This is a genomic window from Sulfuricurvum sp. (assembly GCF_023229695.1).
GTDB lineage: Bacteria > Campylobacterota > Campylobacteria > Campylobacterales > Sulfurimonadaceae > Sulfuricurvum.
This window is the reverse complement of record NZ_JALNYS010000017.1, coordinates 1-26,513: the sequence shown is the minus strand read 5'-3', so window position 1 is coordinate 26,513 and position 26,513 is coordinate 1. Positions and strand designations below refer to the sequence as shown.

The following is a 26,513-nucleotide window of genomic DNA, read 5'->3' as shown; positions in this document are numbered from 1 at the left end:
TCTTCTTTTTTACCCCTTTTTCAAAAAAAAATGCACAAGATCCGCTATCTAATATTCAGACTTAACATCGAACACGATAAATAATATACCCCACTACAGCCGTCCCCAACGCGACCATTCCAAACAACCATGCAATAGCATAACCCAAGGAGAGGATAGCGATCATCGTCACGGCTCCCAGAACCATAAAGAGTGCGTTTAGAATGTTATTTGCGGCGATGATCCGTGATCTCGCTTCAGGTGCGCTACGCTCCTGAACCAGCGCATAAAGCGGAACGCTGTAAAGCCCGCCGAAGATTCCCAGCAGTGTCACATCGGCAACAATCCGCCAAAAATGGAAATTCTGCGACAATGCACCGGAGGGTTCAAACGTTCCGATCCCCCATGCAAAATCAATCCCTGCAACCGCCATCCCGATCCCTCCGGCAACGACAATACCGTAGCGGACATGATGGTGACTGAGTCGTTCACACAATGCCGATCCGACACCGATCCCCAGAGTAAAGAGGGCGAGGATCAGCGTCACCGTCTCCTCACTCCCCATCAAAAGATCTTTCACCAATGAGGGGAACTGCGAAAGGAGCAACGCCCCATAGAGCCAAAACCACGAGATTGCCAAAATGCCTAAAAAGACGAGACGATCTCGATATGCCAGCGAAAGTGCATCCGAAGTGTGTTTCCAAAACCCTATCCGAAACGGTTCTTCGCGGTGCGGAGGCGGTGCAGAGGGGATATAGCGGCTAAAGAAATAGCCAACCACGGCAACAATCAATGCACACGATGAAGCGATCACTCCACCCTCAGGGATTGCGGCGAGCGCTCCCCCCGCAATCGTCCCCAGTAATATCGCCCCGAACGTCCCCGACTCGATGAGCGCATTCGCCCCGATTAGCTCATTTTCCCTCATATGTTGGGGAATGATGGAGTATTTGATGGGACCAAAGAGGGTCGAGTGCATCCCCATCCCGAATACGACCAAGAGCAGTGTCGTAAAAGAGTGGGTGGCAAATCCCGCCACGGCGACGATCATCATTATGATCTCCCATACTTTGACGATCCGTGCAAGACGCGCTTTATCGAGTCGATCGGCAATCTCTCCGGATAATCCTGAAAAGAGAAAAAACGGGGCGATAAAGACCGCTCCGATCAGCGGAGCGAGGAGAGCTGAGGATATCGATGTCCACTCGGCGGCTTGAAACGTGAGAAGTACCGCGAGGGTATTTTTATAGAGGTTATCGTTAAACGCCCCTAAAAACTGGGTACCGAAAAGGGGGGCAAAGCGGCTTGTGCGAAAGAGATAAAACGGCGTGCTCATACGTCCGCCGCCATCGATTTGAGGGTGACGTAATCGGTTTTACCGGTACCGAGAACAGGGATAGCATCGACGTAAACGATTTTGCGCGGGACGGCGATCTCAGGGTATCCTCCGGCGCGCGCTGCTTGTTGGAGGGTATCGCGTTTAAGCTCTCTGTCGGTGGTAAAGAGGACGAGTGCTTCCCCTCTGGACTCATCACTTTGGGACGACGTCGCGTGAAAATGGCTCGGCGAAGCCGTAAGGGCGAGTTTCTCGACCGATTCGAGGGAGATCATCTCCCCCGCAATCTTGGCAAACCGTTTTACCCGTCCTGAAATACGGATAAAGCCCTCCTCATCGATGGTGACGATATCGCCCGTGTCGTACCATCCCTCACCCGCATCGGAAGTAGGTTTTTCGAGGAAACCGGGACGCTCGGAGCGCAGATAGCCGTTCATAACATTGGCACCTTTGACGTGCAAAATCCCCCCCGCATCGATCCCCGGAACAGGGATTACTTTCGTCTCGATCCCCGGCAATACCTGCCCGACACTACCGCTTCGGTAGGACATAGGGGTATTGACCGCGATGACGGGAGCCGTTTCGGTCGCTCCGTACCCTTCGAAAATCCGTATTCCAAATTTCTCAAACCACAAATCACGCACGCTTTCGGAGAGTTTTTCTGCCCCTGCCACAACATAGCGCAAACGATAGAAATCGTACGGATGGGCATGTTTGCCGTAATTGTTTAAAAATGTCCCCGTCCCGAACAAGATCGTACACGATCGGTCATACGCGATCTCAGGGATAACCCGATAATGCAGAGGCGACGGGTACAAGAAAAGACGTATCCCGCCCAAAATGGGGAGCAGTGTTCCCGCCGTGAGTCCAAAAGAGTGGAAAATCGGCAGTGCATTAAGCACCTTATCTTCGGTGGAGAAATCGACGATGGCACGGATTTGGGCGATGTTTGCCAAAATCGCGTTATGCGAGAGAACGACCCCTTTGGGTTTCCCCTCAGACCCGGAGGTAAAGAGGACAACGGCAGGCGACGCCGGATCGGATTGAACACTTACGGCTCGCGGGAAATAGCGCGCGTACCCCATCAGCCAGAGTTTATTGGACAGTGTCATCTCCTCTTTGATATCTTCGAGATAGAGGATGCTTACACCGTCTAATGCACTCAATTTGGGCTCGAGTTTGGCTTGTTCCACAAACGCTTTTGAGGTAACGATGGTTTTGATCACGGCCCCCTCACACGCACTTTGCAATCCGTCCACTCCGGCAGTAAAATTGAGCATCGCAGGAACACGTCCCTGAGAGCTAAGGCCCAGAATCAGTGCCAATGTCGGAACCGCTGTCGGCATCAAAACTCCGACCGTTTCACCGGATACACTGTGATGCCCCATCAATCGCCCCATCCCCAGCGTCATCGTAAGAAGCTGGCGATAGGTGTATTCGATCTGCTTTGTGTCTTCGACGATTTTACGAGAACTCCCATACCTATCAACGGCATCAAAAAATGTCCCGTGCAACGTACTTGGCCGACGGGATTCGAAAAGACATTTTTGCAGCAGTGTCCGCATCGCCTCACCCGATTTGGTACGTCTTTGATGAGCGGTTCCCCCCTCTGTTATGGTCAGTTTTGTCGGCGTACAGTAGGTGAGGGTAATCTGAGGAAACCATCGGGTCGGATGATCGTTTCCCATACGCGACAGTGTACTGAACGTCGCCCCCTCGATGATGATCGGATGGATCGTCGCTGCGGTTTTAAGGGTAACGAACGCCGAACCCTCATAGATTTTCATCAAACTCCCCGTCGTTGTGATCCGCCCTTCCGGGAAGATAACGACCGGGCGTCCGCTCTCGACGAGTCGAATGATCTGCTTGATAGCCATCGGATTAGCAGGATCGACAACGAGATATTCGCCGAGTGACAGGAACATCCGGACAAGCGGGCGTTTAGCGATTTCGGTATTGACAACAAATACCGGTTGAATCGGAAGAAAAAGCCCTAAAATTAATCCGTCCAAAAATGACTGATGGTTGGCGATGATGACCGTGTGGTTTTCTTCGCGTTGAAACTCTCCGACCACTTTTACCCGAAATAAAAAGCGGACGATCGTATACAAAATCGCTTTAATCATTGAACGTTTCCTTTTAAATAATTCAGAACATTGCCAAAGGTCTGCTCCAATAACGGCTTGTTGATCCAAAACCACACCTCTTTCCCTTTTTTCTCGCTCAAGAGCACTTCGGCCTGACGGAGGATTTTGAGATGGTGAGAGACGGTAGTACGCGCCAGTGTCGAGGCATCGGAAATCTGCCCCGCCGTGAGCCGCTCGTTCGGTTCAAACAGCATCAGCATCCGCTGACGGTGTTCATCCCCCAACGCGGTAAAAATATCGGACATCGGTTTCCACTCGGGTGGAAGAACGTCGGTGTAATTGGTTTTCATGCGGCTGTTCCTAATAGTTTGGTGTAGTTGGTATAGATGGGACTGCTTGCTGGGAAATATTCTAAAATCGCTTTGGCATAGCGGTCAAACGGGTTCGCTTCGCGCGAGAGGGCAAAGCGTTTGCGATACGGTAGATCGTAACTATTGAGCATCGTGCTAAAGGGGACGGGGAAATCGGTGCCGAAGAGGAGCTTGTGATGGATGTCGCTCTGTATGCTCAAATGTCGGAGCACTTTTGCTCTCACGGGGGTGAGGAGGGCGCTGATGTCGGCGTAGAGATTGGGATAGCGCTTGAGCATATCGATGAGGAGGTAATACTCGTCGTTAAAATGTTTCGGATTTTTGGAGAGGGCTTTAAATATTTGGCGCGGCTCATAGGTGAGTGCCATGTGGGCGCAGATCACCTGAACTCCTGCCTCCAAAGGCTGATCGAGCATCTCGATACTCTCGCACGATTTAAAAGAGTGCACACTGCTCTCACTCCCCACATGGACGATCAACGGTAGACCACGCTGTGCCAGTTTGTCAAAATAGGGACGGTAACGCGCTTCGCGGGTATCGACTCCCCAGTAGTTTTGCAAAAACTTTGCCCCCGCAAATCCCGCATCGGCGTAACGGTCGATGAGATCGAGGGCATCGGGGCGTTTTGGGTTGATGGAGAAAAAGGGGATGATAACATCCTCATTCCCTCGGTACAACGCCGCTACGTCTTCATTGGTCGCACAGACGGTGATGTCTTTGTGAAGACTATTCCCCACATCATCGACCAGATCATCGACACCGAAAAGGACAATTTTATCAACATGCTGAGAGTTTCTGACTGATTCTACCAGAGCACGGGTGTATTCGCCATACGGATCACGCGCGAGCGCTTTGTGGTCCATACCGAACTTTTTAGCAAAAAAGCGCAATGCTATTTTGTCATACGAGCGTTGGAATGCAACGTCACTGCTGAGGAGATGAGTATGGATATCGATGGTTTTCATAACTATATTCCTAAAAACTTAGACATATCGAAATATTAAGGAAGCTTACCTGAATTTTTCCTGAGATTGATACCTTTATTTCCTTTAAATACATGGCAGTATTTTAGTATAAAAAAACTAAAATTAACTTATTTTTACGATTAAATCTCAGTCGGATTGTCTCAAATTACTGCTATACATCAACATTCTCACAGTACACTAGCCTCAAAATATAATAACCGTTATATTTCAGATCAGCTATACTTTTGAATCTAATATTTGGAGTTACCATGCGTTCAATTACTCTCGCAACTTTACTTTTATTCGGTTCTTTACAAACAGCAAGCGCATTTGATTTCGGTTCTTTGATGCAGAGTGTCGCTCCCGTAGCCACTGCCGTTGCTCCGGTTGCCGACAATGTGCTGGTTTCCAATCCCCTGATCAAAAACATCACCACGACTCTGGGCGTCACCCCGACTCAAGCCATCGGAGGGACGGCAGCCGTACTCAACGACGCCAAAGGGAAAATGAAACCCGCCGATTTCGCCACGCTGACCAAGCAGGTTCCTCAGGTCAAAACTCTCCTTGCTGCTGCTCCGAAGGGGATGCTTGCCCTTGGAAATACCGAATCGCAATTCTCGATGCTCGGGATGGATGCTTCAATGATCACCAAATTCACGCCGTTGGTATTGGACTATCTCCAAAGCGGCGCGGCTCCGGGAATGGACAAAATCCTTTCAACCGTGTTTGCCCAGTAATGTTTGCCATCCCCTGCATCCTCTTCGCCGGGGGAAAAAGTTCCCGAATGGGGGAGGATAAATCCCTCTTGCCGTTCGGAGGATTTCCCACCCTTGCCCAATACCAGCACACCCGTCTTGCAAAACTCTTCTCCCGTGTCGCGATCTCAACCAAAACCGCCGACAAATTTGATTTTTCCGCCGAGTTTATCCTCGATCCGGCCAATGTTGATTTTGCCCCTACGGCAGGTTTTGTAAGCGCCTTTGCCTCTATCAGAGACGATAGGATAATGGTCCTGAGCGTCGATACCCCTTTTATCGATAAAGGGGTATTTCAACGGTTGATGGATGCGGATGAAGAAGGATTGGATGCCGTCATCGCGAAAACGGCGGAAGGGTCGCATCCCTTATGCGGTATCTATCATCGATCATTGCTGGAAGAGTTTGAGAGAATGCTGCGCGAAGGGGATCACCGTTTAGGCAAATTACTCGCTTCGCACCAAACCGAATACGTCGAATTTGAGGAGGAAGAGGTGTTTGCCAACCTCAATCATCCGCACGAATATCAAGAGGCTCTTTCTCGCTTTTGCGAACAAGATAAATAAAAATGGCAAATACCAACAATAAAAAGGCCAATGCCCCGATCAATGCCGAAGCGTAGGGTAAATCTTTGTAGTTGTGTATCGAGATCTTAAAGACCACAAGCAATGCCTCGATCAGCAACGCGATAATAATGGATGCCGAAAAATTGATCAAGGTTTTCGCATTAAACACATCGCTGACATGTTGCGTTTTCGGAAGTACCTCTTGTTCAAATATGGTTTTTCCCAAATCATAGACCGCAAGGCCGAGCGTCAGTGCGATAATGGGTTTAAACACCGCATCGATCGTCAGTTCATCGCTCCCGAATACGTATCCCCCAAAAGTATAAAATCCGTACAGTACGACGAACAGACCGAAAAAGAGAAGCCCTCCTCCGATGATTGCATACGAAGAACGGTTAACCCGCTTAAACACATCATCCTTTTCGATCAAATCAAACCGCTCCAGCAGTTTTCGGAGCCTAAAATCCAAAAAGAGGTACTCTTCCCCTACCGCATACACCACGGTGATACACAGATATCCCGTCGCCGTTGAAATGTAGGGCTCACTGATAAAATACCCTTTCTGGATAGCGACCTCATCGATCAGATAACTCCGATCCACCCCGATATGGTGTGCATCTTCTCTATCATAATAAATATTCGAAGAGTTTTGGACGAACCCCTCATCGCTCTTATAGAGCAGCTCAAGACTCGGAAATGTTTTATAGAGCCTCTCGATCAGTGATGTATTGAGTATTTTTAGATTGACATTACCCAGTGTCGTCAAAATAAATTTTTGAATCAATGGGGCATTGGCATTATAACTTTTAACCAAATTTTGCATCATTTTCCCCTTTTTTATAAATCGTATTATTCTTTTGTGGATTACCCGTTTTCCGTCTCCGTCACGGTTACACATGCGGAGGGAAGCTTTGAAAGGTTAAGGTGCCATGAGGATTCGGGATTTAGATGCCATCTTCAGCACGACCCGAATCTCATGGCAAAACTATAACCAAGTTTTAATCATGCTTATGATTATTTTTTAATCATTCAACAATTTACCCCCTCTTGCTATAATTAGGAAAACAGAATAAAAGAGTAGGTACGATGAACTTAACCCATTTAGATGAACAAGACCGCCCTAAAATGGTCGATGTCTCCGACAAAACTACCACCTCCCGAATTGCCGTCGCCAGCGGGTTGATCACGATGAGTCAGGATGCTTTTAATGCCGTCATCCACCAAACCGCCAAAAAAGGTCCGGTACTTCAAACCGCCGTTATCGCAGCCATCATGGGGACCAAAAAAACAAGCGACCTGATTCCGATGTGTCATCCGCTTAACCTCAGCGGCGTCCATTGCGATGTTGAAGAGCTGCCGGATCTTCCGGGTTTTCGCCTTACCGTTACGGCCAAACTCAGCGCTCAAACGGGAGTAGAGATGGAAGCGCTCACCGGAACCAGTATCGGATTGCTCACCATCTATGACATGCTCAAAGCGATCGACAAAGGGATGGTCATCGGGCCCATTCAACTGGAAACCAAAGAAGGGGGGAAAAGTGGTAATTATCAACGAAACGACGCAAAAGCTTGAATTAACCTATCCGTGCACCTGGTGCTATAAAGTCGTCGGATACGAACGTGCCGGCATCGAAATCGCGGCTATGGAGATTTTCTGCGAACGGAACTATTCACTTGAACCCTCCAAATTGAGCCGGGGCGGCAAGTACATCAGCATGAACTTAGAACTGTTGGTGCATAATGAGGACGAACGAACCTATTTTTTTGAAACACTCAAAGCGCATCAACACATTAAAATGGTTTTATAAAGTGCACTATCGCACCGGATTTACGGCCGAAGAAACGTAGTGTTAGCGTAGCTGATCGGGATGTATTCCGATGACGCATATCATAAAAGGAGCGATTATGAATCTCGAAACATTTAAACGCGATATAAAAACAAGGTATAAATCTCTCCCGGACGCTTCAATGGAGTCCAAAGTTGAATCGATTATGGGATCGATTCGAAACGATTGGTCCATAGAGCCCAAAGAGCTCACCCTTCCCGAGATGCACGTCCTCACTGCCGCCATCCTCGAAGAGGAGACGGTAACACTTCACGATACGATCGAAGATCTTCTTGCCCAGAAAGAGCGCTTAGAGCGTCAGATCGCCCGTAAAAGCGATGAAGTCCAGCACGTTAAATACTCTTTGTTCAATACGCTCGAAAAAACAATCGGGGATGATCCCGCCGTCTTGGAAAAACTCCACCAGATCAAGCTTCAGTCCATCGACCTCCTTGACCTCCTCCAAGAGATGGTTGAATCGGCGATTATCACGACCCTCGAAAAAGGGTCCGATATCGAAGATACCCTTCATGAAATCATCAAAGAGATCACCTTCCAGTCGCTCAACGCAAGCGTACTCAATGCGATACGGATTCGCCGTATCCTTGCCAGCATCCTCCAAAGCGCCATCAACGTTGCCGAAGCGACCCCGAATCAGGCAGAGACGATTTTACGCGGAACCCTGCTGGGTATCCGTACGGCATTGATCAAATCGATCGAAAAATTCCGTCAGTACCTTCTGTACCTCCCCGACGAAGTCAAAGCCCTTTATCGTGACGAATACAAAACCATTCAGGAGGAGCTGTCACAGATCGAAACCCTCATGACGCAGGTGCTCCACTCCCTTTTGAAAAACAACTCCGCAACGATGATCCAGATGCTCGAAAAGATCAGCCGCGACATCCGCTTCGACTCAGAAGAGATTACCGCCCTCTCCAAAGAGACCGTTGATCTGCTTCGAAACCGATTGTCCCAATTGACCAAAGGGGTTTCCGATCAACGAGAAAAGCTCCTCAATTCAAAATCGGCCCAAGAGGCAAAAGCGATGGGTGTACGCGCTTGGAGTGTCGCCAAATCGGCGATGGAGGGGGCAATCAAAGGGGCCAAAGAGGCAATGGATAAAAAATAGCCTTCATCGGCCTTTTTTACTCACATTCTTGTTGACTTGTTTCTCTTGTTCCCACTCTCCGAGACTGTGAAGGAGGGAACGATTGAAAATTTAAGATTGAAATCTCTATTTGATGATTATTTTTCATAATGATATTTACATGAAACGATGGCGATGGCGGTTTCAGTTATTTTATAGACTAACCGATGTTCGTCGGTGATCCGTCTCGACCAATATCCGGCAAAATCATGCTTTAACGCTTCAGGTTTGCCGATACCTACAAATGGATTACGGTCAATATCTTTGATAAGCGCTATAATTTTTTGATAGACTTTTTTATCGTTTACAGCCCATTCGTTAAAATCATTAAAGGCGCGACCTTCAAAAACAACCTGCTTCATCCAAAAAGTTTCGGGTCTGCCGTATGTAAATTTTGGTTATTTTGAATATTGGACATCGACTCCAAAAGGAGTTCTTTATTCACTTTTGAAGCGGATAAATATTCTGTCTCATCCATCTCCGTGATGGATAATTCTATCCGTTTATTTTTGAACATTTCCCGGAGTTTATCAATAAACGCATAGTTTAATTCGTTACTATCGAGAACAAAATTAGCATTCATTTTGCTATCCTTTCATTCAATATTTTTGCACTTTTAAATATTTTATCATAAAATGGCGTAATGAAAAATCAAGATTCGGCAACGCCGCATTTTTTTCGCTCCTCGGAGAGTTCAAACGGGGTACTTACATATCCCGCGCGAGCGTAAACATATTGGCATGGTTCGTTACAAAACTGGAACATCGGTCGCAAATCGGATCTCCCCCTTTGTAGGGAAACGGGCATCGGCACTCATGACACATCACCATATCGTAATGGACCAGCTGTTCTGAACGCTCATAGGCGATACTGACCAAATCGATCCCCTCTTTAGCGCTAATGGCTTTAGGCTTGCAAATGGCTTCACAAATACCGCATCCGATACATTTCCCTTGCGAAAAATAGATCCCCTGCTTATCCGATGTCGGGAAAAGGGCATCGGTCGGGCAAAACTGGGTACATTCCCCGCAGTTGGTACACGCATTAAAATCGATTTGTTTATTAAAAAAGAGGGAACTTTCCCCCTCTAAAATCGTCTTTTTCATCTCACCGACATGTTCTTTGAGCGAATTTTTAAGCAAAATGCGTTTTAACGGCATCCGCATATCGGGTAAAGCGTGATGCGCGGAGGTCATCGGCTGAAGGACGCTATTCCCTTCGGCTATGGCCACTTTTGCTTTTTCGATCCCTTTGCGAAAAAGTGCGCGCCGATCCGACTGTTCCTCTTTGACATCGATCGTTCCCACCCGATTTTCAAAACCGATCGTCTCTAAAAACCCATTAGCACCATCGATTGTGGCCCGGATTTTCGTTTCCAGCTTGCCGTTTTCATTCAATACGCATCCGGCACAATGACTCAGATCGCACGTAATCGCCTCTTTACCCCGCAATACCATCACCAGCATATGTTCGCTGTCAAATACCCCGAGACACGGGGTAGAAACCTTACACGATATCGCACTATTGTTTTGCTGAGCAAACGATGCGGCAAATTGATTCGGGTCGAAATTCTCAATTTCCAACGCTTCAGTCGGACAGGTACCGATACAACCGGCACATTCGACACACTCATTATCAAACAGTGTCAGTTTGTTACGAACGATATGAAAAGCCCCTTTGGGACACAAATCGATGCATAGACGGCAATCATTGTGGTAGTACTCATTGCGCAGACAGCGGGTAGCGTTAAACGAGAATAAATTGCTCTTTTGAACAAAATTCATATTACCCATTTTCTCCTCCGCCATTCAAAAATTCATAATCAGCACATAAGAACTCAACGATAAAATCACAGATGTCACGATAAAACGGCGTATCCGCCATACTCTTCATCCCTATCATATACGGTATCACCCATAAGAAAAGGTGTTTATCCAAAAATTCCAATTGCGGAGCAACTTCGTTACGATAAACCAGTGTCTGCATAAATGCAAGCTCTATGGAGAGGTGATCGGGAGCCATAAGCTCCGTCTGGTCCATATTCAGTTCGAATCCGTGGGTAAAATAAAACGCCATAACCGGATTTTGAAGTCCGACCAGTGTTTCATTTTTCGCATCCAATACAAAAGACTCCACCGGCTGGGTATTGAGGATAAACATCGAGGAAAAATCAACATTCATTGCTTCATACAACGTTGCCGTATCGTTGCTTTTTATCCACTCTTTCGTCTCTTCACCGATAATCTCCAGTAATGTTTCGTTATTTCTAAGATCATCAATAAAACGGCGATCCGGGATATCGCTCATAACCCGAGATAAAAATGCATAAATATAGAGCCGATATTCGTTGTTCATCAAAAGTTCCTAAAATGTAAGGGATTATAGGCCTTCTCATTCCCGCGAAGGCGGGAATCCGGCTTATATATAGGAGGGGATCCCCGGGTCAAGCCCGAGGAGCTCAAAGAGGTTCTTGTGCCCTCCGTGTATGACGGGTTGATTATTATAAACAACCCTTAAAGAATGACTTCTTCGGTGGCGGCGGAGCTTTAAACTCGGTCGCTTCAATGGTATTGGTGGCTTCGTCTAACATACCCACAATAACAACACCGTTTTTATTCATCCCTTCACCCAGTTCAGAGACTTTCAGTTTTGAGGTATCGATCTCGTACACTTTTCCGGTTCCGTGTTGGAAAAGAGCCAATTTCGGCTTAGTCGTTTCACCCGGCTGGATTTTTTTGTAACAGCCGTCAGAACCGCAGGTGTAGTTTTCCAAATAACAATCCGCAAATGCACCCTGAGCGGCGCATGCAGGAGTTGTTAAAAGACCTTCAAACTCTTGTCCTTCATTTGCGAAAGCACTGATCGCCAGTGCCGCACAAATCAAAGCAATCTTTTTCATTATTCTACCTCCGCTTTGAGAGTTTTGAGGTACGCCACGATATCTTCGAGTGTTTGCTTATCGAGGGAGCTGTAATCGGTCATCGTAGAGACACGTTTACCTTTCTCAAGATTATACCATGGTGTATTGCTGTGGGCGTTTCGGTTATAACCCGGTACGACAACCGCTGAGGGTTTTACCAGCGATTCGCGCAAATAAGCTGCTGTTGAATAGCCGCCGACATTTTTAAGTGACGGCGCCATAACCGATTTCGGATCGGTAGCTTCGACCTGGTGACAGCCGTTACAGCCGTTCGCCGCCAAGGCCTCTTTACCTTTGGCTGCATTTCCTTTTGAATCGGCAAGCTCAGCGATAACGGCACCGTTCGCTTTTTGACCTTCGAAATTGATCGCAACCCATGAGCTCAAGTTTTTAAGGCCGTTACGACCCATTTTCGATCCGTCCCATACCGCGATAGAGACCGGAACCGTACCGCCAAGATTTACATATCCGTCTTTCAACGGACGGATAAGCGTCCCTGACCATCCGTTTGTTCCATAGGTCATAGCGGCATTGGATTGGATAGAGTTATCTTTCACTTCCGTCAAAGAGCGGAATCCTTCACCGACAAACACACGCTCATAGTCGGTATTTGCCAGACTCGCGACTTTTGCATCGTAATCGGCCAATTCTTTTCCGAATACGCCGGTTTGTTGACGGTTAAGCTGCGTACCGACATCTTTGTTGCCGTTTGGCTCATACACTTTTTCAGTTGCTTTTTGAAGGTGAACCACTACAGGACGCCCGTCCGAACCCATCCCGATATACGGAAGGGGCTGAGCTTTTTTCGTAGCACCTGCAAATTGAACCGCAAACCCGTCCGGATACAGCGTTGATACATATCCCGATTGGGCATCTTTTGTACCGTCAGCCCATTTTACCATCAAGGCAATGTTCTTGCCGTCATACAAAGCACCGACTTCCGCTTTTTTCGCTTTAGGAGCTTCATTCGCTTCATTCGCTTTTTTATCATTGAATTCGATCGCGGTTTGTGGGTAAAGCATTACGGATGAGAATTTAGCTTTTGACCATGCAGCCGCATCTGCAACATTGGCAACTTTAACTGCCGTAACGGCATCCGCCGCAAGAGCAGCCGATGCAGCGACACCCAATGAAAGGAGTGATGTTAGAACTTTATTCATTAGTGGTGTCCTCCCGCTTTTGTAAATTTACCGGCGATATAACGTGTATCGACCGGCGCCAACGGATTACGTTTGTTCTCTTTGGCAACCTGCTGATAATAGTGGTTATCCAAACGGAACATATCGGAGTGCTGGTATGCGATCAATAGATCCATCAATTCGCTCACCCCTGTTTCTTTACGTTTTTTCATCTCTGCTTTGAGCGTTTTAATCGCATCGTGAACCGCAGGTCCAAACAATTTTTCAAGCTCTTCTACCGGAAGACGGGTTGAACCTTCGATGATTTTACCCTCAGCGTCAAATTTCGCCGGAGATTCGGTCGGAGGAACATAGTATACGTTCGGTTGCGTACCATAGTCTGAACGCAAGCCCAGTGCTACTTTGTACTTGTGAACCAATTTGTAAACTTGTGACTCTTCATCATCCAAAAATCCTACGAAACGGATACGACCGACACACTGCTGTGCACACGCCGGCGGAAGACCCTGCTCGATACGTGGGAAACAGAGGATACATTTCTCCGACTTCGAGATTTTCGGATTGAAATAGATCTTTTTATAAGGACATCCCGCGATACAGTAGCGGTACCCCTGACAGCGATCCAGGTCAACCAGCACAACTCCGTCTTCTTCACGTTTGAAGATCGCGTCACGTGGACACGCACTCAAACATCCCGGATTAGTACAGTGGTTACAAATCCGTGGAAGATAGAAGAAATAGTTGTCTTGCGGGAACGCTCCCGCCCCCTGATCTTCATCCCAGTTCGGTCCCCATGTCGGCGACACATGCGGGTGGAAGCTGTTGCTATCCGACATTCCGCCCATCAACGACTCATAGTTATAATCCCAAGGTACCCCGTAATCCGCTTCAAGATTCGGGATCACACCCGGCTGGAGATCACCGGCCGCGTCAAATCCGCCGCCCAGCTCCATCCAGTTTTTCGGATAACCTGTACCCGGATACGTTTCTACGTTATTCCAGTACATATACTCACGACCGTTACGGTTCGTCCATTGTGTTTTACATGCTACGGTACATGTCTGGCACCCGATACATTTGTTCAGGTCCATTACCATTGCTAATTGTCGTTTAGACATCTATTCCCCTTAGTACTGTACGTCTTTTGCTTTTTCGTAATTCACGGCGCCATCGTATGCGTACTGGTTACCGTCCCAAAGGCCACCGAATTTAAGGTGCCCCCATCCATCTGCCATTTCCAAAAGGTTCAATGCCGTCGGTACAACTTCATTGTGCCCTTTGTTTTTCAAATACATGTACGGTTCCCATCCATGTTCTAAGACGATCCCGTCAGCCGGAGCGGATGAAGAGAGTTTTGCCATTGCATAGAACTCGCCGAGTGCATTGTAGATACGGATTGTTTCACCGTCTTTGATCCCTTTTGCTTCGGCAACCACACGGTTGATTTGCGCTGCGGGAACTCCACGCTGAAGGCGCAACAACGTACGACTCGTTTTGTAGTTCGAGTGGATCGACCAGCGGGCGTGCGGTGTCATGAATACATACGGATAGTCTTTGGACTGAGGACGAATCCCCTCCATCCCGGTATTCGTCGCCGCACCCATTTTGATGTACATATCATGGTCGACATAGAATGTTTGACGCCCCGACAAGGTCTCTAAACGTTCGAATTTATAGAGATGGAACTCCATCGAGCTGTACGGACGGTCTGAATAAAGAGGTGAGCTTTTCGCCGCTTTTTCATTAATCAGCAAGAATCCCCCAACTTTGTACATTTTTTCCATCGTCCACGGCTCATACTGCTCACATTTTTCCAATGCAGCCTGTACTGCCATTTTGTCGGTTCCCAGATACACTTCACCCGCACCTTCCGACTCGGCATCGGTATTGGTGTACTCTTTATGGAAGATACTCAAGTCATGGAAACCCGGTTTCGCGAATTTCGGATGATCTTTAACTTTTGCTTTATCGATATTTTGCGGTCGGTTAGCAATCTCTTCCATTTTTTTGGCGAGGAATGTAAACATAGACCACTCATCCATCGCTTCACCGACGTTTTTGATGTTCGCTACCGGTTGAGCCAGGTTCGTGAAACGGTGGTAACCCGGAGACGTCCGAAGGTCATACACCTCATAGTGCGATTTTGCCGGCAATAAGATATCGGCAAATTGCGCCGCTTCCGACATACGGTAATCGACGTACCCGTAGAATTTCGTTTTGTTCAAGAATGCTTTACGGTATTCAGAGCCTTTGTTACGGCGGAATTTGGAATCGGCCACGATCAATGCACAGTCAGGCTGCCACCACGGTTTGTTGACATTGCCGTGCTTAGAGGCTTGGTTAACCTTGTCATTTTCACCCGATTTGAGCATCTCCGACAATACAGCCATGTACTCTGCTTTACTCATCCCGTTCTGGGCCCGCTTGACATCTTCATCTCCGAAGTATTGGTCAAACGTTTTCATCCCGTCACCGAATACGAACTCACCGACAAAACCGGAGCCGAAACGGGCGTTGTATTTGCCGCTGAAGCCTGAAAGCGCTCCCAGCCCTGAAAGGGTGAATTCATTTTCCGTGTTCAATCCGCCGTAAGGTCCCATACGTCCGGTCAATCCGCAGATCGACGAGATATTCCAGATCGACATAACCCCGTTGAAGTATTTATTGAGTGAGAATCCGGTTGTGATCTCGACCACTTTCGGCAATGCGATATCACGTGCCAATTGGCGTGTTGTGTCCGGATGAACACCGGTGATATCTTTCGTTGCTTCCGGAGCAAATTTCGCTGCCGATTTCTTGAGCATTTCAAATACGGTCGTCACTTCTCGCTTATGTCCGTGGATATCGGTAATTGTCCATGTCCCCTCAAGCTCAGGAACAATCCCCTGCTCATCAAGACGGAGTGATTTAATGGCACTTCCCTCAGAACCCGGCATCAATGCAATTTTCCCGGTCGCTTTGTTCATGCTGTAGAATTGCTCTTCAAATTTATGATGATCCTCTTCATTCGCAGCATGCTCGATGTCAGAACGTCGGATCATTTTTTGTGTTGCCGTATCTACCAGAAACGGAAGGTCGGTAAACGTTTTCATGAATTCCGGCTTATAAAGCTTTTCGTTCAAAATAACATTGATGACACTCATGGCCAAAATATTGTCTGAACCTGCTTTGATCGGAATCCAAAGATCGGATGATTTCGCCGTCGCGTTAAACTCCGGAGTAATCGTGATGATTTTAGCGCCGTTGTATTTTCCTTCCCATACGAAGTGAGCATCCGGGATACGGGAAACCGATGGATTTCCGCCCCACATTACCGCAGTATCGACCGTATACATGAAATCCCATGTACAACCGACGTTACCCTCACCGTATGCAATCGCAGCACCGGAGAACATATCCCCAAGATACGATGACGGATAAATACGGATCGCACCCAGCTGTGTCGAGAAACGAAGCGGTGCACCACGGCGCCCTTCCGTCAACAGACCCGTACCGGCATGAACCATCAATTTATCCGGACCGCGTTCAGGATCCGTCATACAGTCAAAAATCTCCTGGCACACACGCTCAGCCGCTTCATCCCAGCTGATACGTTTCCATTTCCCTTCTCCACGCTCACCGACACGCTGCATCGGATAAAGGATACGGTCTTTTTGGTACATCACTTGTGAATGCTGTACCCCCTTGTTACATCCGCGCGGGTTGAAGTCAGGGATTTTTGCATTGATGACCGGATAGCGAGCCGATTGGTTTTCACGCGTTACAACGCCGTTATTGGACCAAACTTCCCAGGCACAGTTACCTTGACAGTTTACACAGTGGTATGCAAAACCGTGCTCCTCTTTTTTACCGTACGTAAATGAAAATTCATTACGGTACATATCTTCAGTGTAGTTGGTATTCGGATAATTGTTTTTACCGTTTTCGACTGAAATTACATTAGTTTTAGCGAAAAGGGACCCTTGTGAAGCCACCAACGCTGCCGTCATCCCTGATACCTTCAGGAAGTCACGACGATTATTGTTCATTACTTTTGTCATAGTTCTGCCTTATCTTTTAATCGGAAGGTTCATATCGTTGCCCCAAACATCCCAGCTACCTGTAAAAACTTTAACATTTTTATAGCCAAGAAGTTGAAGTGCCGTAATATGTTCAGATCCGCGACCCGCACCTACTTGACAATACGCATAAATCGTTTTGTCCGGAGTGACGCCATACGACTCATACACTCTTTTAATTTCATCTGATGATTTAAAAGAAAGCTTGTTGTCTGCGTCTGAAATACGGCTCCATTCAATAAATGTCGCACCCGGAATATGTCCGCCGCGTGCGACATTATCCATCTTCCGCTCACCGATAATTTCCGCAATACCGCGTGAGTCAATAATGACGTATTTAGAACTTTTACCGTTTTTCAGGATATCTTCCATCGCATGTTTGACTTCATTTTTTTCGGCGATAACACTGTATTTGATGTTTTTCGGATCAATTTTATAGGTTTTCGATTTAACCTCTTCATCCCCTTTAACAACCAAAAGACGTTTCTCAACACCGTCCATTTTCGCTTTCAGGGCTTTCATGTCATCATCCGCTTTTTTGATGGATGCTTCAAGGGCCGCTTTATCGGCATTGGCATCTTTTTTCAATGACTCTTTATCGGTTTTTTGAGCTTTTTTGAGCTCTTTGAGCTCAGCATTCAAAGCATCATACTCTTTTTGTGCCGGGTCAATAGCAACGATAGAAGCACGTCCACCGTTTAGAACTTTTACATTCTTATGCCCATAACTGTCAAAGAATGAATAGACACCGGTCGCGTTGGGACCTTTATAGTCATCGTAAGCGATGACCATCATATCATTGCTAATCCCTTTTTTACCGATTGTTTGTTCAGCGTCGTCAATACAGCGGTACAAAGGTGCACAGTGCATCTCCCCGTCAATTTCAGAATGATGTAAATGGTGCGCATACATCTCAACTGAACCTTTTATGTGCCCGAGTTTATAAACGTCTTCGTTATCACCCGATACGAACATCACTTTTGGGTTACCGATCAGCTTTACCGCTTCTTCGGCTGAAATAAGAATAGAGTTGTCCTTATACCCATCAGCCGCTATTACGGTTGCTGCTGATAGTGATGCCGCAACACATAGTGTTTTAAGCAATCTGTTCATCCGTGCTCCTTTTTTATAGTCTGCACACAATTGTGCGTTAATTTACGGAATTACCACTCCCATTATAGGAGTGGGACTCTTAATAACTGTTAAATTGTTCCCGTACAGAGGATGCAGTATTACAAAATGTTACATTTGTATCACAATTTTTCTCCATTGCATGAATAAATATTCTTTATTGTTCCCTGTATTTTCCAACTCTGTTTTTAGCCTTATAAACTACTACTAATTCTTATAATTTAATCACTTTTTGATAGTATGGCACTTATTATTACTATCATAAAATCACAGGAGTCTGCCCATGAGCACCGAGACCCTCGCGCAAGCAATCGAGCAATCGGACACCGCAAAACTAATCGAGCTACTTGAAAACAAATCATTGCCGATTAACGATGTTGAAACCATTTATAATGCGTTTAAAGACCATAAAGAACTTGTCGGACAGGTTGCCATGAATCTCTCATTACGGACAAGTGTCTACGAAAGAGACCGTGAATACAGCCCCGTAATGGTACGGCTTCTTATTGATATTGCCAACAATCCCATCGATATGGGGGCACGCTGGGCCGTCGCCAAAAATCCCCATACGCCGGTAGAGGTTTTACGCCATCTGTCCAACGATTCCATTAATCTTGTACGGGCCCTCGTCGCTACCAATCCATCAACGCCGAGTGATGTACTGGAAAAATTTTTCAGTGACGAAAAAATCGTCCGTGACGGTTTATCCGGTAATCCGAATACTTCTGCCAAACTTCTAAAAATTCTTGCCGATGACAACGATAAAATGGTCCGAATGCGTCTCGCCGAAAACCGCGCCGCACCGATTGATATCATCGAACGACTTCTTAACGATAACGATATCGATGTCAGCAAAGCAGCTGCTGCCAATCTGGGGAGCCGAGGATGAAACGCCAACACCACGAAGAACGCAGTAAGTTTACTGCCCTTGAAAATCACTTTTTAAATACGTTTTTTTCAGGACTTTACCTGAGTACAGCCGACTTTATCCGTATCGGGAATTCAAATGGTCTCACCCTGCAGATGCACTCACGCGAGATGCTTATCAAAGACCTTCTCAATGGATCGGATAAAATCGGCACCGTTACCGATGTCATCAAAGCGCTGAATGCTCTTATTGATGAACGAATTTCGACCTATCATCGTCTTAGTCTTGAATACCCGGGTGCACGGGCGGCACTCGCCAAACTTGCTCAAAAATCCAACGGGACAAAAGCCCTTTTGGCACGTGAAAGCAGAGGTAATCCCTATGAACACTAAAGATTTAGAGTTGGCCCTTCACGCATTCCCGTATCCGGGATTGACACGCACCCTTGGCGAGCTCAAGCTGGTCTCCGCAGTAAAAGTAACCGCTAATACAGCGGTAATCGAACTTCTCACCGTAAGTGACGATTCGTATCTTACCCTCAAGAATGCGATACTCGCCTCTTTCGCCGATGTATTTGCCACAATCGAAATTACCAAAAAAAAGACCGTTACCAAAGATACCAATTACGGCAACAGTGCGGCGCCCAATAACCGTGCGCCGTATGCTAAAAACATCATCGCGGTCACGAGCGGAAAGGGGGGAGTCGGCAAAAGTACCGTAAGTGTCAATCTCGCCATTGCCCTTGCCCAAAAAGGGTATAAAGTCGGCCTTTTGGATGCCGATGTCTACGGCCCGAATGTTCCGCGTCTTACCAACACCGACCTTGAAAAAATAAAATGGAACGATGCTAATCAGATTGTCCCGAGCGAAAACTACGGTATTAAAATCATGAGTGTTGCCCTAACAACTCCTACTTCCGATACTCCGCTCGTATGGCGCTCATCCGTTGCAGTTTCCGCACTGATCCAGTTTCTTGAAGACGTTGCATGGGGTGAACTCGATTTTATGGTGATCGACATGCCTCCAGGTACCGGTGACATCCAGCTTACTATGGCACAGGAGCTTCCGATCACCGCAGGAGTTATCGTCACTACGCCGCAGCTCGTTGCATCGGATGATGTTAGCCGTGCCATCCGCATGTTTCAAGACATCCACGTACCCATAGCAGGTCTCGTAGAGAATATGAGTTACTTTATCGCCCCCGATACAAAAATCCGTTATGATATATTCGGAAGCGGAGGGGGTAAGCGACTCGCCCAACGCTACAATATAGCGCTTCTTGGACAAATTCCGATCGATATGCAGATTCGTGAAGGATCCGATAACGGCGAACCGCCCGTAGCATTGGGAAGCGATACCCAAAAGAAATATTATCAAGATATTGTTCAACGAATGCTAGAAGAGATAGAGTTTAAATTATAACGTCATTCCCGCGTAGGCGGGGATCCAGCTGGATCCCCGGGTCAAGCCCGAGGAATAAACGAACGGGAACTACTCTTGCGCCCGAAGCTCGGCGTAGAGCTTCTCGCATGCATCCACATTATTTCGTGAAGGCTTCAGTCGTACCGAAAGATAGGTTGTCGTTCCATCGGGATGGTTCTTTCGAAGTGCAGTCGCATATACCCAGTAATATCCGTTGTCCTTGCGTCTATTCTTCACATAACCGGTCCAGAACCCTTTGTTGCGTAAATCATCCCATAACCCTTTAAACGCAACTCGCGGCATATCCGGATGACGAACAATATTATGGGGCTTTCCTATCAGCTCTTCGCGTGTGTATCCTGCAATTTCACAGAATAGATCATTAGCGTATAAAATAATACCGCGATCATCCGTTTCACTCAGAATATAGTGTTTTTCATGAAAAAGCCACTCGTCACTTGTTAAATCTTTATAGATATCAGACATAATAATCACTTCTTAAAGAGAGATAATTTGAAAAAGTATAGCGAAATAATGAAAGTTTTCCCCCAAAAGGGGGAGGAAGAATTTATTTGAAGATTTTCTTGAGGTCATTTTCAACAGCACCCGGTACCGTTGCAATGGTCATAAATTCGGTCATAGTCAATGCAGGATAACTGATTGCAATAAAATATTTTGCACTCAATGCTTTCGCCTGACCTGCTTCGATTAGTACTGCCCATGGGAGCAATTCAGCGTTTTGCGTTCCGATTTTTTTCACAAAACCGTTCGTTCGGCGGTCCATCTCAACAAATGCGACATACCGCTCATCCCCCAGCTTGACAACAGCCGTTGTCCCTTTTGCTTTTTGCGCTTTGGCTACGAGTTCGGCAGTTGTCCCCTCTCCGATAAGACTCATGTCTTCATAATACGGCATGCCGACCATAAAATGGTATCCGGACAATCCCTCAAATTCCCATTTGTCATTTGAGTTTTTCAAAGGACCAAACGCTTTTTCAAGTGATCCCAATACGGCAGAAGCCGTTGCATGGTTATACTCTTTTTGCATAAACGCTTTTCCGAAATAAATCGGATTGGCAATACTGATTTGTTTACGCTCATCATCGACAAGTAGTCGTCCTACCGCAGCCAATCCGCGCGTCGGCTTATTTGCCATCGCTTTCATCGCACTGTTGGTGAAAAGGATAGTGGTTCCGTTCTCAAATGATTTATACGCACCAACCACTTCGAATCCGGCAGAAGCCAACTTTGCCTTAGCATCATCGGCACTGAGATAAGCCGCTATCTTGTAAGTAGAAACCTCTTTTTCAATCTTAACTCCCGCTTCTGCAGCCGGAGTCATCCCGGCGCACCCGCAAAAAGTCAACATAAACGCCGTACCGATTAGGGCATAAAATTTTTTCATAGCTCTTTCGCTCCAAGTTCCGTCATGATACCGATAATCTCTTTATCCAGATCGTGAATCGAATCAACCATCTTTTGATCTTTGATTCCCATAACAGCAATCCAGTTTTCCAAACGAGGCATACCGATCATCAGCTTGTTAGAGCCTTTGTCAACATACATATACATTGAGCACGGTGCGAATGCGCCGGCATCCGGTCGTCCTTGATTGAAAATCCCTTCCGAAAATTTGAAATGGCAGAGCGAATAGACCCAATACGCATCGTATCGTCCGAATTCTACTTTTTTATCCGCCATTGCCTCTTTTACGTTTTTGAATCCTGCAATAATGTATTTCTTCTCTTCAAATTTCGCTTCAAATTTACCTTGGAAATCATCAATGAAATTCTGTAAATTTGCACCTCGCTCAAAATTCATTTCAAACGTCATCATCGGTTTCGCCGGCAACGCTTTATAATCAACGGTTTGAACAGTTGCGCCAATCTCTTTTGAGACCAGTTGGTCAAGATCACCGAATGATGCTACAAATTTTTCACGTACCGCTTTCTCTTTTACCCCTACGATGTCCAACATCGTATCCGGCATAATATGGCCGACGTACGTCTTATTTTCCTCTTGTTTTTTATAGATATGGAGATTAAACGGTGAGAATCCGCCCAATGACGGCTCTTTTACAAGCAATGGCCCGATATCGGTATCTTTCATGATCGAGAAAAATCCAAGATTGTCCAAGTTTGTAGAACCGTATTTCGTTTTGTACCCATCATTGATACGCTCATGCGGATCAGAAAGGACAAATCCGATTTCAGCAATCTTTTCATTAACCATACTCATATACTCTTTTTCTTTGTCACCGTCTCCGACATAGAATTTAACCCCTTGGGCACCGAAAGCCATTGAAGCTGCTAATGATAGCGCAGCTGCCCCGATTAGTAAACGATTGAACATAAATCTTCCTTTTTTTATGGTGTCGTAACACAACTGCTACGAATCGCTCTTCCTGTTCAGAAGGAGAACGTGCTCCACTGTTATTTTATCACAACAGTATCAAAACTTCCTTGTATTGCAAAAGTAATACTACTTTCTCGTCCATCCGTTTCGAGTAGCGATCTTTGTGTTACTTTATGAAATACCAAGAATTCTAAATCCTGAGATATTTTATCTAAAAACATTAAACCTAATAATTGTGAAGAGATCGTGAAAAGCATACCTGCTCTCGCAGGTATAAAAAGTGGAATTAAAAATTAATCGTAAGCTGTGCGCTTATACTTGATTGTGTATGTTTCGTAGTCACACCGCTAAGAGTTTCACTCTTTTCTGGCGCGTACACATACGCACCGTCAAAAGAGATTTTTTTGTTGAAAGCATAACTGCCGCCTACAGTGTAATGCGATGTTATTATTGCCGGAAAACCGATAAGATTTAGCTGATTAATGGTAGCATTTGCGTTATTCTGAATAGGGCTTTTTGCATAATTATATCCTGCTCGGAGTGCCCAGTTATTTTTGTTGTATTCATATCCGAACGCACAGACATCTTGATTATTCCATCCGAAGTCTTTATACCCTATTGCTTTTGACCAATTGATACGTTTATAATCGACAGCGATCTCGTGCAATCCCATTTTATAGGCAATCCCTGCACCTATCTCTTCAGGCTGTTCCAAATCATCACCGATTCCGCTTAAACCATAATCCGAAGTGAAAGCAGAAATCTGACCGCTGTAATGCATTTTGATCGGTGACTTATATACTGCACCAATGGTTAGGTCAGAAAGCGTGTATGCAATTCCTGTGTTATATCCGAATGCCAAATCTTGTGCGGCACCTTTAGTGGTGCTGGAGAGATAGTTGATGTCTAATGCACCGTATTGCAAAAGAGGAGTAATCCCGATACTAAAGCTACCGGTTTGATAAACAAGCGGAACCCCAAACTGCATCAACTGCAAATTGGTAACCATATTATCGTTTTTGCCGGTATCTCGATAATCCACACCCATCCCTGCAGTTCCCCACATCCCGATCCCGGTATAAAAACCATTACCGAGATTTGAAGCAATAGATATTTCCGGGATAACACTTATATCTGCTTTACTATTTTCACCATTTGCTTCAACATTCGGCATAAACATCGTTCCGCCAAACGATATCTCTGTTGATTTTACCAACGCAATCATTGCAGGATTGGCAAGAGCCGATTCCGCACCATGACTCATCGCAATTCCAACACCCCCCATCCCTCTGGCTTTTGCACCCAGCCCGATTAAATGATCACCGTTGGTTGCATAAAGTGCCGTTGAAAGCGCCGTAAAAGCAGCAATGTACTTGAATTGTGATGTCATACTAAGTTCCTTCTAAGAATGTAACAATTACTTGATACGAATGACAGAAGAATAGCGAATTTTGGATTTGAGATTTATTAGACAGATGCGAGCGGACGGAAACCGCCTCGCTCAAAAGAGGAATACTTAGAATTTGAAGTTAAGCTGCGCACTTCCACTTGTTTGACTATGCTTTGTACTAATCGATGTTGGGTTCATTGGACCAAATCCTGCAAAAGCAGCCATACTATAGGTATCGGTTACTTCAGGTGCATAAACGTATGCCAAGTCTAAAGAAGTTGTTTTACTGAATCCGTAACTTGCACCAACTGTATAGTGAGTTACGATTGTTGCAGGAAATCCAAGCAGGTTAAACATATTGAGTGCTGCACCATTTCCACCAGCTGCTCCAGCTGCACTATGCTCTTTAATTGGATTTTTTGCGTGGTTATAACCAGCACGTAATGCCCAGTTATCCTGTGCGAACTGATAACCTAGAGCAAGAACATTTTGGTTTTCCCAACCGAAATCTTTATACCCTTTTGCATCTGACCATTTAATTTGCTTATAATCAATAGCAAAGGTATTTCCAGCCATTTTATAAGAAGCCCCTACACCGATTTCTGCCGGCTGTTCCAAATGATCACTAGTCATACTTGTTAACAATCCAAAGTTCTGAAATGCTTTCAAAGCACCAGTCAATTGACCTTTGTATTCCATGTCGATTGCAGATTTGTAAGAAGCTCCTAAAGTTAAATCTGACATTTCAAGTGCTACACCTGCAGTGTATCCGAATCCAAGATCTTGAGCAACACCGGCACCGCCAGAAACTGCTGGATAGCCCATTGACATATTGGTAGCATCCAAATTGCCTTTATAGTTAATATCAAGTGAACCGTATTGGAGAATAGGAGTTACGCCCACACTAAAGCCATCTACCTTATATGCCATCGGAACACCGAACTGCATCAATTGAAGGTTTGTTACCATATTGAAGTTAGCCGTATTACCGGTAGCATCACGATAGTCTGTACCCATACCGGCAGTACCGAACATACCGATACCCCAGTAAAAATTTTCAGAAGCTTTTTGCCCAATAGCTACTTCAGGGATTACACTTAAATCTGCTGCGCTATCTGCATATCCTGCACCAAAGTTAGTGGATACTTTAGGCATAAAAACTGTTCCGCCAAAAGAAACTTCAGTTCCTTCAACCGAAGTGATTAATGCAGGGTTCGCAAGTGCAGACTCCGCACCATGGGACACACCCACATTGACACCACCCATACCACGGGCCTTTGCACCCAAACCGATTAAGTGGTCCCCATTTGTAGCGAAAGCCGCTGTCCCTGATAGTGCTACTGCAGCTGCTAATGCTAATTTAATTGAACGTTTCATTAACTCTCCTAAGTCATATATAGTTTGAATCGGTAAACGATTCATTAACAGCACCATTATAGGGGTGAAAAAGTTAATTGAAACTTAACACAGAGATATCACAAAATAACTTTTAATTATAATTGTAATTATATAAATTATATGACGTCTTATCTATATACTAATATAGAAATAAAACGTCAAAAAGAAAGGATATCACCTTAAAGTGCATATTTTTCATACAACTATTGTCAATTTAATGACAAAATATTATTGATTGAATTGAAAGAAATATAAAAAAAGTGTATACTTTAGTAACAAATAAATGAGAGTTTTTCATATCTCTAAAGTTGATTATCGCGTTGATGAATTTGTATCGTTGGTCAAGAAGCGTAGTTTTCGATAGTAAAACAGAATTGATTTTTGATTGCATAAGAAGAGAGAAGGAAAATCCGAGGCCAGGCGGCGACCTACGTTTCCACACCTGAAAGATGCAGTATTATGAGCGAAGAGGGTCTTAGCTTCCGGGTTCGGAATGGGACCGGGCGTTTCCCCCTCTCTATAGCCACCTGAACACTCAGAAGGAAAGACACCGAGGTGTTTTTTCTTCTAAGTGTTTATGTCACTTGATTGTTATTGTTAAGTCGTCAGACACGTAACTATTTGTTCATTTCACCTTATTGCACTTATGCTTAATAAGGCGGTGAGCTTAAAAAAAAGACGAACGTTCTATTAGTACTAGTCAGCTGAAAGAATTGCTTCTCTTACACACCTAGCCTATTAACCTTGTAGTCTTCAAGGGAACTTCAGGGAGAGTTCATCTTGGAGTTGGCTTCCCGCTTA

General features: G+C 45.7%; 27 protein-coding genes and 2 rRNA genes. 8 read left to right on the top strand and 21 right to left on the bottom strand.

The window, feature by feature from the left end; translation table 11 throughout:
* Positions 1-61: 61 nt before the first annotated feature.
* Genes M0P91_RS12140 through M0P91_RS12125 form a run of 4 tightly spaced genes read right to left on the bottom strand, consistent with a single transcriptional unit; the run spans position 62 to position 4,738 of the window.
* The gene (locus tag M0P91_RS12140; RefSeq protein ID WP_295067770.1) at positions 62-1,315 is read right to left on the bottom strand and encodes an MFS transporter; all 1,254 of its coding nucleotides are present in this window, start codon (positions 1,313-1,315) and stop codon (positions 62-64) included.
* Positions 1,312-3,441, bottom strand: a complete 2,130-nt coding sequence (gene aas, locus M0P91_RS12135) for a bifunctional acyl-ACP--phospholipid O-acyltransferase/long-chain-fatty-acid--ACP ligase (protein ID WP_295067768.1) — start codon at positions 3,439-3,441, stop codon at positions 1,312-1,314. The genes M0P91_RS12140 and aas overlap by 4 nt, the downstream gene beginning before the upstream one ends.
* Entirely contained in the window at positions 3,438-3,752 is a 315-nt protein-coding gene (locus M0P91_RS12130; protein ID WP_295067765.1) for a metalloregulator ArsR/SmtB family transcription factor, read from the bottom strand. The genes aas and M0P91_RS12130 overlap by 4 nt, the downstream gene beginning before the upstream one ends.
* Positions 3,749-4,738 (bottom strand): amidohydrolase family protein, encoded by a 990-nt coding sequence (locus M0P91_RS12125; protein ID WP_295067762.1) that lies wholly within the window; start codon positions 4,736-4,738, stop codon positions 3,749-3,751. The genes M0P91_RS12130 and M0P91_RS12125 overlap by 4 nt, the downstream gene beginning before the upstream one ends.
* 269 nt (positions 4,739-5,007) lie before the next feature.
* Between M0P91_RS12125 and M0P91_RS12120 the strand changes: the two genes are divergently transcribed.
* Together M0P91_RS12120 and mobA are read left to right on the top strand one after the other, a co-directional pair.
* A complete protein-coding gene (locus M0P91_RS12120) occupies positions 5,008-5,475 on the top strand; it encodes a DUF2780 domain-containing protein (RefSeq protein WP_295067760.1) in 468 nt (155 codons plus the stop codon).
* A complete protein-coding gene (mobA, locus tag M0P91_RS12115; RefSeq protein WP_295067757.1) occupies positions 5,475-6,059 on the top strand; it encodes a molybdenum cofactor guanylyltransferase MobA in 585 nt (194 codons plus the stop codon). The genes M0P91_RS12120 and mobA overlap by 1 nt, the downstream gene beginning before the upstream one ends.
* On the opposite strand, the gene M0P91_RS12110 is transcribed toward mobA, so the two are convergent.
* A complete protein-coding gene (locus tag M0P91_RS12110; protein WP_295067754.1) occupies positions 6,001-6,882 on the bottom strand; it encodes a hypothetical protein in 882 nt (293 codons plus the stop codon). The two genes, mobA and M0P91_RS12110, sit on opposite strands and share 59 nt — an antisense overlap.
* Before the next feature lie 263 nt (positions 6,883-7,145).
* Here M0P91_RS12110 and moaC point away from each other — a divergent pair, with 263 nt between their 5' ends.
* The 3 genes from moaC to M0P91_RS12095 all read left to right on the top strand — a co-directional run bounded on the left by moaC (position 7,146) and on the right by M0P91_RS12095 (position 9,013).
* Positions 7,146-7,631: a cyclic pyranopterin monophosphate synthase MoaC gene (gene moaC / locus M0P91_RS12105; protein WP_295067752.1), complete on the top strand. Its 486-nt coding sequence runs from the start codon at positions 7,146-7,148 to the stop codon at positions 7,629-7,631.
* Positions 7,597-7,866: a DUF493 domain-containing protein gene (locus M0P91_RS12100; RefSeq protein WP_295067751.1), complete on the top strand. Its 270-nt coding sequence runs from the start codon at positions 7,597-7,599 to the stop codon at positions 7,864-7,866. Before moaC ends, M0P91_RS12100 begins: the two co-directional genes overlap by 35 nt.
* A gap of 97 nt (positions 7,867-7,963) precedes the next feature.
* Positions 7,964-9,013 (top strand): DUF6781 family protein, encoded by a 1,050-nt coding sequence (locus M0P91_RS12095; protein WP_295067748.1) that lies wholly within the window; start codon positions 7,964-7,966, stop codon positions 9,011-9,013.
* 116 nt (positions 9,014-9,129) lie between these two features.
* Here M0P91_RS12095 and M0P91_RS12090 read toward each other — a convergent pair whose 3' ends face one another.
* From M0P91_RS12090 to M0P91_RS12050, 9 genes are all read right to left on the bottom strand, one after another.
* Positions 9,130-9,393, bottom strand: a complete 264-nt coding sequence (locus tag M0P91_RS12090; protein ID WP_295067745.1) for a Txe/YoeB family addiction module toxin — start codon at positions 9,391-9,393, stop codon at positions 9,130-9,132.
* Positions 9,390-9,614 (bottom strand): hypothetical protein, encoded by a 225-nt coding sequence (locus tag M0P91_RS12085; RefSeq protein WP_295067742.1) that lies wholly within the window; start codon positions 9,612-9,614, stop codon positions 9,390-9,392. Before M0P91_RS12085 ends, M0P91_RS12090 begins: the two co-directional genes overlap by 4 nt.
* Positions 9,615-9,738: 124 nt before the next feature.
* Positions 9,739-10,815 carry a 4Fe-4S binding protein gene (locus tag M0P91_RS12080; protein ID WP_295067740.1) on the bottom strand — a complete coding sequence of 359 codons (1,077 nt, stop codon included), beginning with the start codon at positions 10,813-10,815 and terminating at the stop codon, positions 9,739-9,741.
* A 1-nt stretch (position 10,816) separates the two neighbouring features.
* Positions 10,817-11,386, bottom strand: a complete 570-nt coding sequence (locus M0P91_RS12075) for a molecular chaperone TorD family protein (RefSeq protein WP_295067738.1) — start codon at positions 11,384-11,386, stop codon at positions 10,817-10,819.
* Between the two features lie 145 nt (positions 11,387-11,531).
* Positions 11,532-11,930, bottom strand: a complete 399-nt coding sequence (locus M0P91_RS12070) for a hypothetical protein (RefSeq protein WP_295067735.1) — start codon at positions 11,928-11,930, stop codon at positions 11,532-11,534.
* Positions 11,930-13,111 (bottom strand): ethylbenzene dehydrogenase-related protein, encoded by a 1,182-nt coding sequence (locus M0P91_RS12065; RefSeq protein WP_295067732.1) that lies wholly within the window; start codon positions 13,109-13,111, stop codon positions 11,930-11,932. The genes M0P91_RS12070 and M0P91_RS12065 overlap by 1 nt, the downstream gene beginning before the upstream one ends.
* Positions 13,111-14,208, bottom strand: a complete 1,098-nt coding sequence (locus M0P91_RS12060; RefSeq protein WP_295067730.1) for a 4Fe-4S dicluster domain-containing protein — start codon at positions 14,206-14,208, stop codon at positions 13,111-13,113. Before M0P91_RS12060 ends, M0P91_RS12065 begins: the two co-directional genes overlap by 1 nt.
* A gap of 9 nt (positions 14,209-14,217) precedes the next feature.
* Complete coding sequence (locus M0P91_RS12055) at positions 14,218-17,130, bottom strand: molybdopterin-dependent oxidoreductase (RefSeq protein ID WP_295067728.1); 2,913 nt, start codon at positions 17,128-17,130, stop codon at positions 14,218-14,220.
* Positions 17,131-17,139: 9 nt separating this feature from the next.
* Positions 17,140-18,261, bottom strand: a complete 1,122-nt coding sequence (locus M0P91_RS12050) for a rhodanese-like domain-containing protein (RefSeq protein WP_295067725.1) — start codon at positions 18,259-18,261, stop codon at positions 17,140-17,142.
* 301 nt (positions 18,262-18,562) lie between these two features.
* Between M0P91_RS12050 and M0P91_RS12045 the strand changes: the two genes are divergently transcribed.
* From M0P91_RS12045 to M0P91_RS12035, 3 genes are read left to right on the top strand one after another with little or no spacing between them, the layout of a single operon-like run.
* Positions 18,563-19,168, top strand: a complete 606-nt coding sequence (locus tag M0P91_RS12045) for a hypothetical protein (RefSeq protein WP_295067722.1) — start codon at positions 18,563-18,565, stop codon at positions 19,166-19,168.
* A complete protein-coding gene (locus M0P91_RS12040; protein WP_295067719.1) occupies positions 19,165-19,539 on the top strand; it encodes a hypothetical protein in 375 nt (124 codons plus the stop codon). Before M0P91_RS12045 ends, M0P91_RS12040 begins: the two co-directional genes overlap by 4 nt.
* A complete protein-coding gene (locus M0P91_RS12035; protein WP_295067716.1) occupies positions 19,529-20,569 on the top strand; it encodes an Mrp/NBP35 family ATP-binding protein in 1,041 nt (346 codons plus the stop codon). Before M0P91_RS12040 ends, M0P91_RS12035 begins: the two co-directional genes overlap by 11 nt.
* Before the next feature lie 69 nt (positions 20,570-20,638).
* Here M0P91_RS12035 and M0P91_RS12030 read toward each other — a convergent pair whose 3' ends face one another.
* The 7 genes from M0P91_RS12030 to M0P91_RS12000 form a co-directional block, all read right to left on the bottom strand.
* Positions 20,639-21,055: a PAS domain-containing protein gene (locus M0P91_RS12030; RefSeq protein ID WP_295067713.1), complete on the bottom strand. Its 417-nt coding sequence runs from the start codon at positions 21,053-21,055 to the stop codon at positions 20,639-20,641.
* A gap of 82 nt (positions 21,056-21,137) precedes the next feature.
* Positions 21,138-21,974: a hypothetical protein gene (locus M0P91_RS12025; protein ID WP_295067710.1), complete on the bottom strand. Its 837-nt coding sequence runs from the start codon at positions 21,972-21,974 to the stop codon at positions 21,138-21,140.
* Positions 21,971-22,921: a hypothetical protein gene (locus tag M0P91_RS12020; protein ID WP_295067708.1), complete on the bottom strand. Its 951-nt coding sequence runs from the start codon at positions 22,919-22,921 to the stop codon at positions 21,971-21,973. The genes M0P91_RS12025 and M0P91_RS12020 overlap by 4 nt, the downstream gene beginning before the upstream one ends.
* Positions 22,922-23,210: 289 nt before the next feature.
* The gene (locus M0P91_RS12015; protein WP_295067705.1) at positions 23,211-24,314 is read right to left on the bottom strand and encodes an outer membrane protein transport protein; all 1,104 of its coding nucleotides are present in this window, start codon (positions 24,312-24,314) and stop codon (positions 23,211-23,213) included.
* Positions 24,315-24,440: 126 nt separating this feature from the next.
* Positions 24,441-25,691 (bottom strand): outer membrane protein transport protein, encoded by a 1,251-nt coding sequence (locus M0P91_RS12010; RefSeq protein WP_295067703.1) that lies wholly within the window; start codon positions 25,689-25,691, stop codon positions 24,441-24,443.
* 436 nt (positions 25,692-26,127) lie between these two features.
* Positions 26,128-26,243 (bottom strand): 5S ribosomal RNA (gene rrf, locus M0P91_RS12005).
* Between the two features lie 138 nt (positions 26,244-26,381).
* Positions 26,382-26,513 (bottom strand): 23S ribosomal RNA (locus M0P91_RS12000); the annotation flags it as partial.

Coding starts and splice junctions, on each gene's coding strand:
- mobA (WP_295067757.1), top strand. CDS start 5,475: ATGTTTGCCATCCCCTGCATCCTCTTCGCCGGGGGAAAAAGTTCCCGA.
- M0P91_RS12120 (WP_295067760.1), top strand. CDS start 5,008: ATGCGTTCAATTACTCTCGCAACTTTACTTTTATTCGGTTCTTTACAA.
- moaC (WP_295067752.1), top strand. CDS start 7,146: ATGAACTTAACCCATTTAGATGAACAAGACCGCCCTAAAATGGTCGAT.
- M0P91_RS12090 (WP_295067745.1), bottom strand. CDS start 9,393: ATGAAGCAGGTTGTTTTTGAAGGTCGCGCCTTTAATGATTTTAACGAA.
- M0P91_RS12020 (WP_295067708.1), bottom strand. CDS start 22,921: ATGTTCAATCGTTTACTAATCGGGGCAGCTGCGCTATCATTAGCAGCT.
- M0P91_RS12075 (WP_295067738.1), bottom strand. CDS start 11,386: ATGAACAACGAATATCGGCTCTATATTTATGCATTTTTATCTCGGGTT.
- M0P91_RS12040 (WP_295067719.1), top strand. CDS start 19,165: ATGAAACGCCAACACCACGAAGAACGCAGTAAGTTTACTGCCCTTGAA.
- M0P91_RS12010 (WP_295067703.1), bottom strand. CDS start 25,691: ATGAAACGTTCAATTAAATTAGCATTAGCAGCTGCAGTAGCACTATCA.
- M0P91_RS12015 (WP_295067705.1), bottom strand. CDS start 24,314: ATGACATCACAATTCAAGTACATTGCTGCTTTTACGGCGCTTTCAACG.
- M0P91_RS12080 (WP_295067740.1), bottom strand. CDS start 10,815: ATGAATTTTGTTCAAAAGAGCAATTTATTCTCGTTTAACGCTACCCGC.
- M0P91_RS12035 (WP_295067716.1), top strand. CDS start 19,529: ATGAACACTAAAGATTTAGAGTTGGCCCTTCACGCATTCCCGTATCCG.
- M0P91_RS12060 (WP_295067730.1), bottom strand. CDS start 14,208: ATGTCTAAACGACAATTAGCAATGGTAATGGACCTGAACAAATGTATC.
- M0P91_RS12110 (WP_295067754.1), bottom strand. CDS start 6,882: ATGCAAAATTTGGTTAAAAGTTATAATGCCAATGCCCCATTGATTCAA.
- aas (WP_295067768.1), bottom strand. CDS start 3,441: ATGATTAAAGCGATTTTGTATACGATCGTCCGCTTTTTATTTCGGGTA.
- M0P91_RS12045 (WP_295067722.1), top strand. CDS start 18,563: ATGAGCACCGAGACCCTCGCGCAAGCAATCGAGCAATCGGACACCGCA.
- M0P91_RS12025 (WP_295067710.1), bottom strand. CDS start 21,974: ATGAAAAAATTTTATGCCCTAATCGGTACGGCGTTTATGTTGACTTTT.
- M0P91_RS12085 (WP_295067742.1), bottom strand. CDS start 9,614: ATGAATGCTAATTTTGTTCTCGATAGTAACGAATTAAACTATGCGTTT.
- M0P91_RS12050 (WP_295067725.1), bottom strand. CDS start 18,261: ATGAACAGATTGCTTAAAACACTATGTGTTGCGGCATCACTATCAGCA.
- M0P91_RS12055 (WP_295067728.1), bottom strand. CDS start 17,130: ATGACAAAAGTAATGAACAATAATCGTCGTGACTTCCTGAAGGTATCA.
- M0P91_RS12030 (WP_295067713.1), bottom strand. CDS start 21,055: ATGTCTGATATCTATAAAGATTTAACAAGTGACGAGTGGCTTTTTCAT.
- M0P91_RS12140 (WP_295067770.1), bottom strand. CDS start 1,315: ATGAGCACGCCGTTTTATCTCTTTCGCACAAGCCGCTTTGCCCCCCTT.
- M0P91_RS12065 (WP_295067732.1), bottom strand. CDS start 13,111: ATGAATAAAGTTCTAACATCACTCCTTTCATTGGGTGTCGCTGCATCG.
- M0P91_RS12130 (WP_295067765.1), bottom strand. CDS start 3,752: ATGAAAACCAATTACACCGACGTTCTTCCACCCGAGTGGAAACCGATG.
- M0P91_RS12125 (WP_295067762.1), bottom strand. CDS start 4,738: ATGAAAACCATCGATATCCATACTCATCTCCTCAGCAGTGACGTTGCA.
- M0P91_RS12095 (WP_295067748.1), top strand. CDS start 7,964: ATGAATCTCGAAACATTTAAACGCGATATAAAAACAAGGTATAAATCT.
- M0P91_RS12070 (WP_295067735.1), bottom strand. CDS start 11,930: ATGAAAAAGATTGCTTTGATTTGTGCGGCACTGGCGATCAGTGCTTTC.